This is a genomic window from Paenibacillus sp. Y859 (assembly GCF_056786405.1).
Genome location: NZ_JBXCIZ010000002.1, coordinates 32,681 through 47,209 on the forward strand (window position 1 = coordinate 32,681; position 14,529 = coordinate 47,209).

Here is a 14,529-nt window from a genome sequence, read left to right on the forward strand (position 1 = left end):
AGAAGAGAAAGGGAGAAATAGTTGTCAAAACTACAGTTAAAAATGGCGATTACGCTGAAAAGTGAGGATTCCTGTAATCTAGATGTACTCCATGCAACTAATGTTAGCTTCAGAGGGATTGGGTTGAATTTAGATGTATTTAATGTACCTAATAGTCAATGGTGAAGGCGTTGATCGGCGTTTTTCTTAAGGAAGGATAAGAAATGGGATTGAGGGAATCAACTGTGGTTTCTGAACTATCGGTATGCTATAATTAGCTTCTTTTGTTGCGAAGTAACACAGGAAGCAAAGCTCCACAAAACTAAGTAAATGCTTTCGAAGCGAGTTTTATTGCGAAGAGATTCAGGAAGTATTGCTCCACAAAACTAAGTAAATGCTTTCGAAGCGAGTTTTATTGCGAAGTAACACAGGAAGCAAAGCTCCATAAAACTTTTAGGAGGTAACTGAAATGGAAGAAGATTTTCAAAGTGCCTATCAAGAGGAAGAGAAAAGGCTAAATGATTCAATCTCGGAAATTGATCGGCAGCTGAAGCGATTACAAGGTATTGATGTCTATACTGGACATGATTTCACTGAACAAGTCCTTGAGGCTGCACGGGAAGAGAAACGCATTGCACTAGGCAAAAGCGTTAATGAACCCTATTTTGGACGATTGGATTTCCAAGCTACGCAGGATGAAGAAAGAAAACCACTGTATATTGGTAAGATAGGTGTGGATAGAGAAATTATTACTGAACAGCCACTTGTGATCGATTGGCGAGCGCCTGTTGCGAGTCTTTTTTACTCATTCACGGGTGGTGAGGACTCTACGTCATATGAAGCACCTGAGGGTTGAATTGAGGGACTTGTCTATCTAAAACGAAACGTTGTTATCCGAAAGCAGATATTGGAGAGAGTTGCGGATACATATAATCGGGAGAATGAGCAACCAGCTGTCTCTGATGAGTTTCTAGTCTATCGTCTTGGCGAGAACAAAGATAATCGTCTGCGCGATATCGTATCAACTATTCAGGCTGAGCAGGATCAAATCATTCGTGCAGCCAAGAACACAGCGCTCATTATTCAAGGGGTAGCGGGGAGCGGCAAGACGACTGTGGCTTTACACAGGTTGGCATTTTTGCTGTATCAGTATAAGGAGCAGGTTACGGCAGACAAAATGATTATTTTTGCCCCGAACCATATGTTCTTGGATTATATATCGGATGTGTTACCAGAATTAGGTGTGGGAGATATACAACAGAGTACATTTGCTGATTGGGCCATGAATGTCCTTGAATTGAATTTACCTCTTGCAGATGCTGCGGAGACGCTCCACTATTGGTTCGAATATTCGGGTGAAACTCGTGAATTAAATGATGAGGTATCTGGTCGATTTAAAGGCTCATTGACACTTATGAAGATGATCTCAAGCTTGATAGAGTCTTTGGAGACTTCGTCCGTCCCTGAAGGGGACTTCTCCCCATGGGAAGGTGCCGTGTGTTCACGCGACAAGATTCTGTATTGGTATAATGAAGAATATAAGCCTTATCCCCTTGCCAAACGCAAAGAACGCGTCATGGCGAGAATTCATCGTTGGGTGGAGATGGAACTCAAGAAATCACCATCTGAAAAGGTGCTTAAAGAACGTAAGAAAAAGGCAACACTACGTGAGAAAAGTTATGCAGCCAAATGGCCTAAGTATGAGCCTTTGATTTTATATAAACAACTATTCCGTACCTTGAAGACACCATCCAGTTGGTCAGAGGAATTTTTACAAGGTATTCCTGCCAGTGTACTGAAATCAACGCAACAAGATCTTAAGAAAGATATTATTCGTGAAGAGGATCTATCACCACTTCTGTACATTCACTATTTACTTCACAGCAATACGAGTGAGCAGCGATTTGATCATATCGTTATTGACGAGGCGCAAGATTTCTCCCCATTTCAAGTAGCTGTATTAGATTTGTTTGTGCGGGGTCATTCCTTTACGATTCTAGGTGATCTATCACAAGGTATTCATGCTTACCGGGGTATTCATCATTGGGAAGAGATGAGTTTGTTGTTCCAACCAGATGAGACAGCCTACTTCGCCTTAACTCGAAGCTATCGCTCAACGATGGAGATTATCGAATTCGCAAATGGTATTCTTGAGAAGGGTGTTCAAAGTGATCTGATGGCTGTTCCAGTATTCCGTAGTGGAGATCCTGTTCGGTTGATTCCTTATGGCAACGGTGACGAAGCAAGGTTGAGTAGTTTGCAAGAAGCATTACAACGGCTCTCATCCAAAGAATACCGAACGGTAGCCATTCTGACGAGAACCCTTCGTGAGGCTAGAGAATTACATGAACAATTAGCTGGCAATGGATCGGATATCCATCTGATCGACGGAAGTAAGCAAGCTTACCAAGGAGGGCTTTCTGTACTTCCAGTATATCTCTCCAAAGGTTTGGAATTTGATGCTGTTATTGTTGCCGATGCGGATGTAGACCATTATGGTCCACAGGCATGGGATGCTAAGCTGATGTATGTAGGATGTACGCGTGCGCTGCATGAGCTATGGATTCTGCATGGTGAAGCTATTCCTGATTACTTAGAGAGTTTGGAAGAGGATATTGCGGTTCATGGTTGGCCTGAATAAAGAATAGTTATACTTATTCTTTCACTTGTTGTGCCCCTGATTATATGAGTTAATAAGGGTGTCGGACCGACCATTACGCCGTGAAAGGAGGCTGATTGAAATGATCAAAGCATACGAGGTGGTTTCCGCGTAAGCGGAAACCCGTAGTAGGGGGAGGCCGCTGCAAGCGGTCTCCCTTATTACTTTTAATGCCATAATAGTGTTCTGTGGAGTATAATAGAGGAAGTTCAAAATACATAAACGAAAAGGAGGCGAAATCAATGAATTTTTGTAAAACAGACTTAAATGGAGCAAGACAAAAGCAATCGTTTAAGGAGGCAATTGATTATCGCGAATTACAAAAATGGCAGGGATGTACTTCCACCTGATTTGTTGAAAGAACTTCAAAAGTATATTCAGGGGGAAATAATATATGTCCCGAAGAAGAACAATCAGCGTGTAGGCTGGGGAGAACTTAGTGGAACACGGAAGCTGATTACTAGTCGGAATGAAGAAATATATCAATTATATTCAGAAGGTCGCTCTGTGGAGGATCTTCAGCAAGCTTATTATTTATCCGAAGATAGTATACGTAAAGTGATTGTAAAAATGAGGATTGAGCTTGGTAAATCTTCTGTAAAGAGTTAGTTCAATCCATCTCGAATTTACGTATAATGGAACTATATAACTCATTCTTACTACCACTATAAACTGTGTTGGCTTCGTTATTATTCGCAGTTTTTCATTAAGGAAACGGTTTAATGTCTTAACCCGCTGTTTGCAAGGCCTACACGGTGCGCAAAGCAATATACGTGTATTGTTTGAAAGATAATCAGCATGAAAAGATAAACCACCCTAGCTGAACTGCACCCCGAATGTTAGTTGTGTCTAACAATCGGGGTGCAGTTCAGCTCAGAGGTGGTTTATCTTTTCTATTATTCATTTTTTCACCAAGGACGTTGTTATGAACTTGGTAGTTGGGTGGAAGTTTGAAATATATGAGTTAAAGTGAAGAAGAAAAGGCTAAGACCTACTACAATATAGGAATTAGCTTTTTCAGTATGTGTTGACGCATTTCCTTTTTATATACTCTTCTTATGAATTTCACCCCACTCGCTCATGCTTTCCAGTATAGGTATAAAACTTTTCCCTGTAGATGTTAATGAGTACTCTACTTTAGGAGGGACTTCTTTATATACTTCTCTATGAACCATTTGATCTTCTTCCAATTCTCTCAAATGACGTGTTAGTATTCCCTTTGAAACCCCAGGTAATGACCTTTGAAGATCACTAAATCTTCTTGTCTGTTTACTTAACTGCCATAGAATGGGGAGTTTCCATTTCCCCGAAATTATGAGTTGAGTATGTGTAACTGGACAAATTTTCATTTTTTCTATGGGAGATTCACCTTGAAACTTACTTTGTGTCATACAAAGCCCTCTCTTCCTTGATGGTACTATTTTTGTGACTACGTATTAAAAAAGTTACTACTTATAATTATGAACATAGTACTATACTATAGGATTATGATTAATAATCAAGCCATATTTAATCATCAAAATTAATTAGAAGGAGCTAACATATTATGAAACATCACTTCTGACATTGGAATATGGAATTTTACTGGAATTGAACCTGTGAACCATTTACTATTCGGAAATATTGGATACCTGGATGAAGAAGCATATAAAGGTATGTTAAAGCAAGTTGAAGATACAATTAATAAACATTTCGGAAAATAAAATAGAAAGCATGGGGTGTATTAGAAATGAAAAAAGGATTAGTAATATTAGGCGTAACAGTAGCTATTATGGCAGGTTGTTCAAGTACAAATGGAGGGGCAGCAACTGAGACAAACACAAATACAAAAGCTGCAGAAACTAATAAAGAAAAAGTAGAAATGGTGATTCCAGATATTGCAGATAAAACGCATGCTTCTAATGAAGTAGTCGCTACATTAAATTCATTCTTTAATATTAAGTCCACACAAGATGTTGAAGGTGCTATGTCATTCTTCGATAAAAGTGTGGAATACTACGATGTGACATTGGGTTGGCCATTCACATATGACGTATTAAAATCAACGTTTGAAGGGTATATGCCAAACTGGGGTGAAGGAAAATCTTACGCAACAAAAATTATAGGTGACGAAAATAGCGCCATGGTGTTATTTACAGATACACCTGAATTATTCGGCGAAGAAATTCGTTTGATAGGATCCGTTACATTCAACGATGAAGGTAAAATTACACGTTGGGCTGACTATTGGGATGGTAACACTTGGTCACAAGATTACTTGAGACAGACTCAAACACCTGCAGAACAATACCAAGCTGATTTAGGTGAAGATATCAAACAAAATGCATCTGAAAAAATCCGAAATCTCTCAAAACAATTAAATGACGCATTATCAGCAAATGACTATGAAGCAGCAGCTGCATTATTCGCATATGATGGCGTATTTGAAGATATGACGTTACGCACAGAAATCAAAGGACCAGCAGCGATTGCACGTTTCTTTAAAAAAGCAACACAGGATTTACCATATGGTGCTGATACAACCATTCGCTATGTAGTAGGAGGCGACCAAGGTGGCGGTTATGAATGGGCAAATGCTAATTCATCATTACCTCGTGGTACCACAGCTTTAGAATTAAATGATGAAGGTAAAATTACAGGCATGACTGTTGTTTGGGATGGTTCATTAATGGACGATGCTGAACTTACTGAGCTTGTTACGAAGACAATCGATAATTATTAAGCATTTGATAGTAATCTTTAGAAATAAATTATTCGAGCATCTAGTTTATCTATTCCTTGTAAAGATTATGGGGATAGATGAACGGGCCGGATGTATAATAAACAAGAAATGAATAACAATTGAAAAGTGATACGATACGTATCGTTTTGTTAAAAGCGCATGAGGATGTAATTTATTGTGACAGAAAAAAAGAATGGACCAAGAAGTAAAAGTAACATTCTAGACACATTTTTAATAGCCACCGATCTAAAATTTGAGTTAGCATCGAATATATTGCCTTTTTTGCTAATTAATCTTTTTACCGCAATCGTACTCTTTAGTCCCTTCAATAATCCCATGGCTATAGAGCGGGCATTTACCCAATACTTCTTTCTGTACTTCTATTTGTTGGACTTCATTAAATGATCACTTTTTGTCCACTATTTATACTAGCACCAAACTGGATTTAGTTGTATTGTATACACTTGCTGTGGAGGAGAAATGTATCCCGAGTATTATGAATGAGTACATAGATACACCTATCGGATCGAAGAGCGGTTAGCAACAAATCTAGAAGTAGTAATGCTCTCGAAAGTGGAATAAAAGAAGGAGATGGATATGGAGCGAAAAGTTTACGGTCCGCCTTTAAAGTCGTGTTTCATCCCTTGAGAACAATTCAAGGAACCTTAGTGGAACACGGAAGCTGATTACTACTCGGAATGAAGTGTCCGGCAAATGATGTCGGACAGTCCTTCTTATGTTAATTGAAAGTATAAGTTTTTTGAATAGTGTTCTGAAATAGTTGTATCTAAATATCTCGAATTTACTTATAATGGAACTATATAACTCATTCTTACTACTTCTATAAATTGTGTTGATTTCGAGTCTTTTATAATTAATAGTTGGTGTTATTTTATCTTGTAAATAATAATAGATTTTGGGAGGTATAAGACGAATGTAAAAACTACCCTGTACTAATCAGAATTAAATTTTGATTGCAAAGGGGTAGTAAGAATGAAAAGTGAATCTTTCCGTTTTCTTTGGATTGGTCAATCAATGGCCAATTTGGGTGATATTTTTTATATCGTGGGGCTTATTTCGATCTTGTATGCTTTGACAGAGTCGCCATTTATATTAGCATTGGTACCTTTTCTCAGTATGTTTGGTCGTTTTATTAGCGGGATGATTTCTCCGCTATTGTTAAATCGATATAGACTAAAGACCCTGCTTGTTTGTTCGCAAGTGTGTAAAACACTATTATTATGTTTTCTATCGCTTATCTTAGTATTTCACATATGGTCAAGCATACTCGTTATAATAAGTTTCGTATTTGTAATTGCATTTTTAGACGGGTGGGCAGCGCCAGCAAGCCAAGCCATGTTACCACGTTTGGTTCCGAAAAGTGAACTTGTGAAAGCCAATAGCTTCTTTTCCATTATTTACGAAACAGTTAATTTAGCTGGATGGGCACTTGGTGGTTTACTTGTTGCAGTTTTAAGCGGCCAAAATGTTATTTTAATCACGTTGGCATTGTATCTGATAGCTACCTTACTAATGATTAAGATTGTTGATCCAACCGAATTTCATAAAAAAAATTCCGAAGATCGTCAGAGTGGTGAGTTAAAAGAAGGTTGGCAAATCGTATGGAGAAATCCTCTGTATAAGAGTCTCCATGTAATCATCGTATTTGAATCCGTTGCAGATGTTGTATGGATTGCTTCTATACTCTATGTCTTCGTGACGGAAACTCTTGGCGAGACTGAAGCTTGGTGGGGGTATATAAATACATCGTTTTTTATCGGAATGGTCGTTGGCGGGATTATATGCTCACGTTTTTCCTCAGTATTCGAGAAAAAATTAAAGTATGTTTTGATTATTTTTTCTTTTGGAATCAGTATCTTGACACTCATTTTCGGTTTAACGACGATTGCTTGGCTGTCCCTAGTATTTGTAGGATTCATTGGGGTTTTTCAACAACTAAAAGGAATTGCTGTGAACACATTTCTTCAAAAAACAGCCAGCACTGAAGAACTTCCTGAAATTTATGCTGTACAAAGCGCGTTGATTTCGTTATTATTCGCAGTTTCATCTTTAGCTTTTGGTGCTCTTGCTGAAATATGGAATGTACGAATCATATTTATAATTTCAGCAGTGTTGTTAGCAATAGCAGCAATCTATACTGCAATTCGCTATCGTCGTTTTTCTATAAAGGAAACGATTTAATGTCTTAACCTCCTGCTTGAAAGGCCTACACGGTGCACGAACCAATATACGTGTATTGCTTGAAAGATAATCAGCATGAAAGGCAAACCACTCTAGCCTCGTAGGCCCAGAGCTGGTTTGCCTTTTCTATTATTTCTTTTAACTAAGGACGTCAAATGGCACTTTTCTTATGTTTATGCTTGATGTGATATGATGGATGAATAATCTAATAATCTAATAATCTATGAATGTGAACAAGGACGTGAAAATATAATGGATTTATTCTCGTTTCAGCAGGAATCGGATATGGATTCGCGGCTACTGGCTGATCGGATGCGACCGGTGAATCTGAATGAATATATTGGTCAAGAACATATTGTTGGACCTGGAAAGTTATTGCGACGTGCGATTGAAGCAGATCAAGTGTCATCGATTCTTTTATATGGTCCTCCTGGATCAGGTAAAACAACGTTAGCTCATATTATATCTCATCATACGAAGGCTACATTCGTACGTCTCAATGCGGTGGAAGCTACGGTTAAAGATGTACGTGAAGTTATAGAACAAGCCCATACTAGCAAGACTTTATATGGAACCAAGACGATTCTATTCTTAGATGAAGTGCATCGGTTTAATAGCTCTCGTCAAGATGCCTTGTTACCTGCGGTGGAGAAGGGAACCATTGTATTTATTGGGGCTACAACGGAGAATCCATTTCATTACGTCAATGGAGCACTGATGAGCAGGTCGACTCTCTTTCAATTGAATTCGTTAACCAAGGAACATTCTCTAATCGCTATGAAAAGAGCACTGGTTGATTCAGATAAAGGGATTGGCTTCATGAAGCTTGATGTAGATCAGGAAGCGTTAGAACATATAGCAACAATGGCAAACGGAGATATTCGTCGAGCGATTAATGCACTGGAACTTGCAGTTCTGACTACAACGCCAGAAGATGATGGTACGATACATGTTACGATCGAAGTAGCAGAAGAATCGATCCGGCGCCCTATTGTGAAGGCGGATGAGTCGACACAATATGATATCATATCAGCCTTTCATAAGAGTGTTCGTGGTTCCAGTGATGCAGCAATATTCTGGTTTCTATATGGTGTTGAGAAGCTTGGGATGGATCCGATGGTATTCATACGAAGGTTGATAGCAGCATGCAGTGAAGATATAGGGCTTGCCAATCCGCAAGCGATGGTACAGGCAATAAGTGCGCTAGATGCCTACCGGAATAATGGTTGGGCGGAAGGAAAACTGAACATATCACAAGCGATATTATTCGCGGTGGAAAGTCCTAAATCGGATGCTGTAACCTTAGCAATTTCACGTGCAATGAGCGCTATGGAAGATATAAGATCAGCAGAAGTACCATTGCATTTGAGAGACACTCACTATAAAGGTGCTGTGAAGCTAGGACACGCAGGCTATAAATACCCACATGATTTCCCTAATCATTATGTTAAGCAAGATTATTTACCTAAAGAGATCTCGCGACGGGTGTTCTATCAAGCGACTGAGCAGGGGAATGAATCTAAGATTAAGCTGAATCAAGAGCGCAGGCGTGAATAACACTTGCCAGTGATTGTGGAAAAGGTTATATTATCATCAAAATACCCCTCTCGTTTTATAACGAGAAGGGTATTTTAAATTGTTGTACTTGTGGGTTTATTTTACTTTCAAAGAAGGAATAATATAAGGGACTTTGTCGACTTTGTCGATAGTACCACCGCCGAGGCATTCTTCACCTTGGTAGAACACGACGGCTTGTCCTGGAGTAATAGCTTTTTGTTGCTTATCAAAGCTAACATGAACCGTTCCATCTGGGAGCCAGTTCAGCGTCACAGCTTGGTCGGGCTGACGGTAGCGGAATTTAGCTATACAAGTATAGGGTTCAGTGGGCAATGAGTCGTCTCCGGCAATCCAATTGACTCCCGTTGCGATAAGACCAGTGGAGTATAGGCTAGGGTGATTATCTCCTTGCACCACGTAGAGGATGTTATGATCTAGATCCTTATCAGCTACAAACCAGGGTTCTCCTGTGCCTGATCCACCAATACCAAGACCTTGGCGTTGACCTAAGGTGTAGTACATAAGCCCGTCATGTTGTCCTTTAACTTCGCCCGTAGCAATATCAACCATTTGTCCAGATTGAGCTGGCAGGTATTGGCTGAGAAATTCCTTGAAATTACGTTCACCGATGAAGCAAACACCGGTACTGTCTTTTTTCTTAGCAGTGGACAAACCTGCTTCTTCAGCGATGCGTCGTACTTCAGGTTTGGGTAGATGGCCTATCGGAAACATCGCTTTGGAGAATTGAGCCTGATTCAAGGCGTTAAGGAAGTATGTCTGATCTTTATTGTTATCTATACCGCGTAATAATTTATATGAGCCATCTTCTTCCACTACTCTGGCATAATGTCCTGTGGCGACATAGTCTGCTCCAAGATTGAGTGCTTTATTCAGAAATTCCCCGAATTTGATCTCACGATTACACATGACATCAGGATTCGGTGTTCTTCCGGCCTTATATTCATCTAGGAAATAGGAAAATACTTTCTCGAAGTACTCCTTCTCAAAATTGACTGTATAGTAGGGAATATCGATCTGTTCACAAACACGGCGCACGTCTTCAGCGTCATCTTCTGCCGTACAATGGCCTAGTTCATCTGTGTCATCCCAGTTCTTCATAAAAATACCGATCACATCATAGCCCTGTTGTTTTAGAAGTAAGGCTGTAACGGATGAATCGACACCGCCAGACATGCCGACAACGACGCGGGTGTTATTATTTTCTTTTGACATCTATATCACCATCTTTTTACTGAAATTATTTACTTACTGTAGTTTAACATATTAATGGTTGTGTCACACAACCATTAATATGTCCACGCAGCGCGGGCAATTCAAACATTTGTAATAGTTTGTTTTCCATATAGGAACTCAATATGTTAGTATATGCATAGGGTAATGATCGGAATAGATAGGAATGCATCCAAATAAACAATAAATAATCATACAATAATTTAAGAATAATAGAAAGAGGTGCCATACATGAAAATTTCAACAAAAGGACGTTATGGTTTAACCATTATGATGGAGCTTGCATTAAAGTTTGGAGAAGGCCCTACTTCACTGAAGAGTATTGCTGAGAAGAATCAATTATCGGAGCATTATTTGGAACAATTGATTGCACCGCTTCGTAATGCTGGATTAGTTAAAAGTATTCGCGGGGCGTACGGAGGATATATTTTATTCGGCGAACCAGCAACAATAACTGCAGGTGATGTTATTCGTGTACTTGAAGGTCCAATCTCACCCGTTGATTTCACAGAAGAGGATGATCCAGCGAAGAGAGATTTATGGCTTCGAATTCGAGATGGTATTGCTCAAGCGTTAGATTCTACAACGTTGGCAGATCTTATTTCCTTTGAAGAGAAGAGTACTGCTGACAATTATATGTTCTATATTTAATTAGGGTGGCCACATTATGAAATCAATTTACTTAGATCATGCGGCATCTACACCCATTCATCCAGATGTAGCACAGGTCATGATGAATATGATGACCGAGCATTATGGTAATGCATCAAGTGTTCATTCATTCGGTAGAGATGCGAAGCGGACGTTGAACGGAGCAAGAGATCAGGTGAGCCGTCTGTTAGGATGCTCACCTGATGAACTCGTATTTACAAGTGGCGGTACAGAGAGTGATAATTTAGCCTTGTTTGGGGTATCTTCATTATTAAGCCATAAAGGCAGACATATCATTACTTCTTCCATCGAGCACCATGCGATTTTGCATTCATGCACTGAATTGGAGCGTCAGGGATTCAAGATTACATATCTTCCAGTTGATTCAACCGGACGGATTCAGATTCAGGATGTAGTGGACGCGATAACTGACGAGACGATACTCATTAGTATGATGTATGGGAACAATGAAGTAGGCACAATCCAGCCTATTGAAGAGATAGGCAAGCTTGCGCAAAGTCGGGGTATCCTCTTTCACGTAGATGCTGTGCAGGCGTTGGGGGTCCTTCCCATCTCATGTGCAGATTTACCTGTTGATCTTATGAGTTTTTCTGCGCACAAGATCAATGGGCCACAGGGTGTGGGGGCTCTTTATATTCGGCGAGGCATCCAGTTGAATGCTCAGCTACATGGGGGTCTCCAAGAGAAGAAACGACGTGCAGGTACAGAGAATATTGCGGGTGTTGTGGGATTCGCGAAAGCTGTCGAGCTTGTGTTAGGTCACTTTGAAGAAGGAAAAGATGACTATTTACTTCTTAGAAGAACATTGCTCTTAGCGTTAGAACGGGTAGTAGGTAGTGATTCATTTATTGTGAATGGTCATTCTACGGAATCTCTGCCTCACATACTCAATATTAGTTTTCCTGAACTGGATTCAGAGACGTTACTTCTGGGTATGGATATGGAAGGAATTGCAGTAGCCAGTGGCTCGGCATGTACTTCAGGTTCAATAGAATTATCACATGTTCTCGAAGCCATGAATCTTTCTGAGCCTATTATGCGTTCAGCGATTCGTTTTAGCTTTGGTTTGGGTAACACTACTGAAGAGATGGAACAAACCGCTCAAATTATTGGAACCATTCTACGTCGTGTACGTAACAGGATATAGGCGATTTTCTGACGACGGACATGAAGGTATGATGGCCGGTGAGGAGGTTCTTGCCTTGAAGCTTCAAGAGATGATAGGACTTCCTGTGTTTGATATTCAGGAAGGTAAGAAGATAGGGAAGATTCATGACTTCATGATCGGTCATAATTGGACCATTCTTGGATTAGAACTTGAACGTAAAGCATTGTTCTCTAACATGTTAAAGACGATTGTTTGGGACGATATCATTGCATATGGTGAGGATGCCGTGATGATTCGTAATCAACAGGCGATTCGTAAGATGAAAGTTGACAATATACAGTTCACCTATTCTCTGGGCAAGAAAAGACTATACGATTTACCTGTCCTAACAGTAGATGGTTTCATGCTTGGACATATCTCGGATGTTTACTTTGATCAGAAAATGGGCAATACAATAATAGGTCTGGAAATAAGTGATGGTTTTGTCACGGATATCATTGAAGGCCGAAAGTGGCTACCTTGTACTTCCGATATGGTCATTGGGGAAAACTCTGTGCTAGTACCTCCAATGAATGAGGAGTGTTTGGATAACGCTATTCATTCTGTAAACGGATAGGTGATTAAATAAATGAAATGTCCAAATTGCAATTCGAAAGATATTGGAAAGATTGGATCTCACCAGTTCTATTGCTGGGGCTGTTTCATCGAATTGACGGTTAACGGAGAGAAGATGTCCGTTTATCAAGTAGAGGAAGATGGAACATTGAGTTCATTAGACGATTTATTCTTCGGTGAGGAAATCGCTCAGGACTTTCCACATGTCCATGCTTCTTCTTAAAGTGAGAGTTCAAAAGGTGACTTTTTGAACAACCTCTTAAGATTGAATGAAGGACGAGCTATCAACACCTCTGATCCATTGCCTATACATAGGCATTGGATTTGGGGTGTTTTTTTTGAAATATAAGCAAGTTGTTACTTTGAGGTAGATTATTCTTCTAGTTCTCGACATATACTATGATCAAAGCTAGTCCAGCCCGAAAGGAGGAGAATTACTTGGAATCGATGTCTCACAATAAGTGGTTTCGATTGTTGATTTGGGTGTTACTCGGTTTGATTATCGTGTATTTCATGTGGCTACTACGCCCGCTATTTATCTATGCATATCAATTTATCAAAGTAATTCTTGCTCCATTCGTGGTAGCGATGATCATCTCGTATGTTCTCAATCCGGTCGTATGTATGCTTCAGAATCGTAAAGTACCCCGATTAATCGCAGTTCTGTTAATCTATGCGGTATTCATATCTTGCCTAGTGGTCATTCTGATGAATATGATTCCGATGTTTATGGAGCAATTGGATGAATTGAATGAGCATTTACCAGAGATGACGATGCATGCCCAAAGCTTTGTGACCAATTTAGATTCTAATCTTCTACCTTCTGGTGTTAGAGCGGGTGTCATGGATTGGTTCTTTCAGTTGGAAGATCGATTGGCACATGGGATTTCCGATTTTATGAACAATATTGGAAGTACGATTAATGTGGTACTTAACATATTCATAATACCTTTTCTTATATTTTACATATTAAAGGATTTCGATGTGTTTGAAAGAATGGTCGTATCCTACTTACCACGATCAGGTAGAAAGACAATTGTCGTTGTGTTAAAAGAAATAGATACCGCCCTAGGTAGTTATGTCCGCGGGCAATTCATGGTCTGTCTTATTATTGGGGTCCTTGCTTACATCGGTTATATGATTATCGGTATGCCTTATGCCCTACTGCTTGCAAGTGTGGTCGCGGTATTCAATGTAGTTCCTTATCTTGGACCTTTTCTAGGAGCGGCACCGGCGGTTGTAATGGCATCTACGGTATCTATGAAAATGGTGTTATTAGTAATTGTCGTCAATACGTTGTGTCAAATGATGGAGAGTAATGTGATCTCCCCGCAGATTGTCGGAAGGAAGCTACATTTACATCCTGTACTTATTATATTTGCACTATTGGTAGGAGGGGAAATGGCTGGAATCTTCGGACTCATTATTGCAGTCCCTCTTTTAGCTGTTCTTAAAGTGATCATCCAGCATCTCTTCACGTATTATATTAAGCGAAGGACTGTGTGAATCCAGATTGACAGAACCTTGGGACCTCTATATACTTGACTGATAATATGCAATGAAATGGACAAATCGGTGATGAAATGAAGTACGCTGATGTACCTTGCCCAGAGAACAGACTCCTTTATGATGGATCATCATGAAGGCTGAGAGAGTCTGAATGTGTACCTGGCGGAAAGCTAATTTCGGAGTGTGAGACAAATTCACCGGGTGGACCCCGTTAGCAGCCGTAGCAAAGGAGATCGCTAGTATCGACAAGCAGTT

General features: G+C 39.8%; 12 protein-coding genes and 2 pseudogenes. 12 read left to right on the forward strand and 2 right to left on the reverse strand.

Annotated features, from left to right (window positions below):
* Positions 1-42: 42 nt before the first annotated feature.
* The 3 genes and pseudogenes from AC1TO8_RS05060 to AC1TO8_RS05070 all read left to right on the forward strand — a co-directional run bounded on the left by AC1TO8_RS05060 (position 43) and on the right by AC1TO8_RS05070 (position 3,247).
* On the forward strand, positions 43-165 hold the full coding sequence (locus AC1TO8_RS05060; protein WP_482054537.1) for a hypothetical protein: 123 nt from the start codon (positions 43-45) through the stop codon (positions 163-165).
* A gap of 283 nt (positions 166-448) precedes the next feature.
* A pseudogene (locus AC1TO8_RS05065) lies at positions 449-2,620 on the forward strand (HelD family protein).
* Positions 2,621-2,905: 285 nt separating this feature from the next.
* Positions 2,906-3,247: a CD3324 family protein gene (locus tag AC1TO8_RS05070; RefSeq protein WP_482054538.1), complete on the forward strand. Its 342-nt coding sequence runs from the start codon at positions 2,906-2,908 to the stop codon at positions 3,245-3,247.
* Between the two features lie 434 nt (positions 3,248-3,681).
* Here the strand turns inward: AC1TO8_RS05070 and AC1TO8_RS05075 are convergent, their stop codons facing one another.
* Entirely contained in the window at positions 3,682-4,029 is a 348-nt protein-coding gene (locus AC1TO8_RS05075; RefSeq protein WP_482054539.1) for a winged helix-turn-helix transcriptional regulator, read from the reverse strand.
* 162 nt (positions 4,030-4,191) lie between these two features.
* On the opposite strand from AC1TO8_RS05075, the pseudogene AC1TO8_RS05080 reads away from it, so the two are divergent.
* The 4 genes and pseudogenes from AC1TO8_RS05080 to AC1TO8_RS05095 form a co-directional block, all read left to right on the forward strand.
* Positions 4,192-4,341: pseudogene (locus AC1TO8_RS05080) on the forward strand (NAD(P)H-dependent oxidoreductase); the annotation flags it as partial.
* Positions 4,342-4,367: 26 nt separating this feature from the next.
* Positions 4,368-5,360: a nuclear transport factor 2 family protein gene (locus tag AC1TO8_RS05085; protein ID WP_482054540.1), complete on the forward strand. Its 993-nt coding sequence runs from the start codon at positions 4,368-4,370 to the stop codon at positions 5,358-5,360.
* Positions 5,361-6,353: 993 nt separating this feature from the next.
* Positions 6,354-7,562: an MFS transporter gene (locus AC1TO8_RS05090; protein ID WP_482054541.1), complete on the forward strand. Its 1,209-nt coding sequence runs from the start codon at positions 6,354-6,356 to the stop codon at positions 7,560-7,562.
* 252 nt (positions 7,563-7,814) lie between these two features.
* Positions 7,815-9,119, forward strand: coding sequence for a replication-associated recombination protein A (locus AC1TO8_RS05095; RefSeq protein ID WP_482054542.1), 1,305 nt, complete (start codon positions 7,815-7,817; stop codon positions 9,117-9,119).
* A gap of 96 nt (positions 9,120-9,215) precedes the next feature.
* Here AC1TO8_RS05095 and mnmA read toward each other — a convergent pair whose 3' ends face one another.
* Complete coding sequence (gene mnmA / locus AC1TO8_RS05100) at positions 9,216-10,352, reverse strand: tRNA 2-thiouridine(34) synthase MnmA (protein WP_482054543.1); 1,137 nt, start codon at positions 10,350-10,352, stop codon at positions 9,216-9,218.
* A gap of 249 nt (positions 10,353-10,601) precedes the next feature.
* On the opposite strand from mnmA, the gene cymR reads away from it, so the two are divergent.
* The 5 genes from cymR (at position 10,602) to AC1TO8_RS05125 (ending at position 14,271) form a co-directional block, all read left to right on the forward strand.
* Entirely contained in the window at positions 10,602-11,021 is a 420-nt protein-coding gene (gene cymR, locus AC1TO8_RS05105) for a cysteine metabolism transcriptional regulator CymR (RefSeq protein ID WP_482054544.1), read from the forward strand.
* A gap of 16 nt (positions 11,022-11,037) precedes the next feature.
* Positions 11,038-12,189, forward strand: a complete 1,152-nt coding sequence (locus tag AC1TO8_RS05110) for a cysteine desulfurase family protein (RefSeq protein ID WP_482054545.1) — start codon at positions 11,038-11,040, stop codon at positions 12,187-12,189.
* Positions 12,190-12,244: 55 nt separating this feature from the next.
* Complete coding sequence (locus AC1TO8_RS05115; RefSeq protein ID WP_482054546.1) at positions 12,245-12,766, forward strand: PRC-barrel domain-containing protein; 522 nt, start codon at positions 12,245-12,247, stop codon at positions 12,764-12,766.
* Between the two features lie 12 nt (positions 12,767-12,778).
* Positions 12,779-12,988: a hypothetical protein gene (locus AC1TO8_RS05120; RefSeq protein ID WP_482054547.1), complete on the forward strand. Its 210-nt coding sequence runs from the start codon at positions 12,779-12,781 to the stop codon at positions 12,986-12,988.
* 224 nt (positions 12,989-13,212) lie between these two features.
* Positions 13,213-14,271 (forward strand): AI-2E family transporter, encoded by a 1,059-nt coding sequence (locus tag AC1TO8_RS05125; RefSeq protein ID WP_482055217.1) that lies wholly within the window; start codon positions 13,213-13,215, stop codon positions 14,269-14,271.
* Positions 14,272-14,529 lie beyond the last annotated feature (258 nt).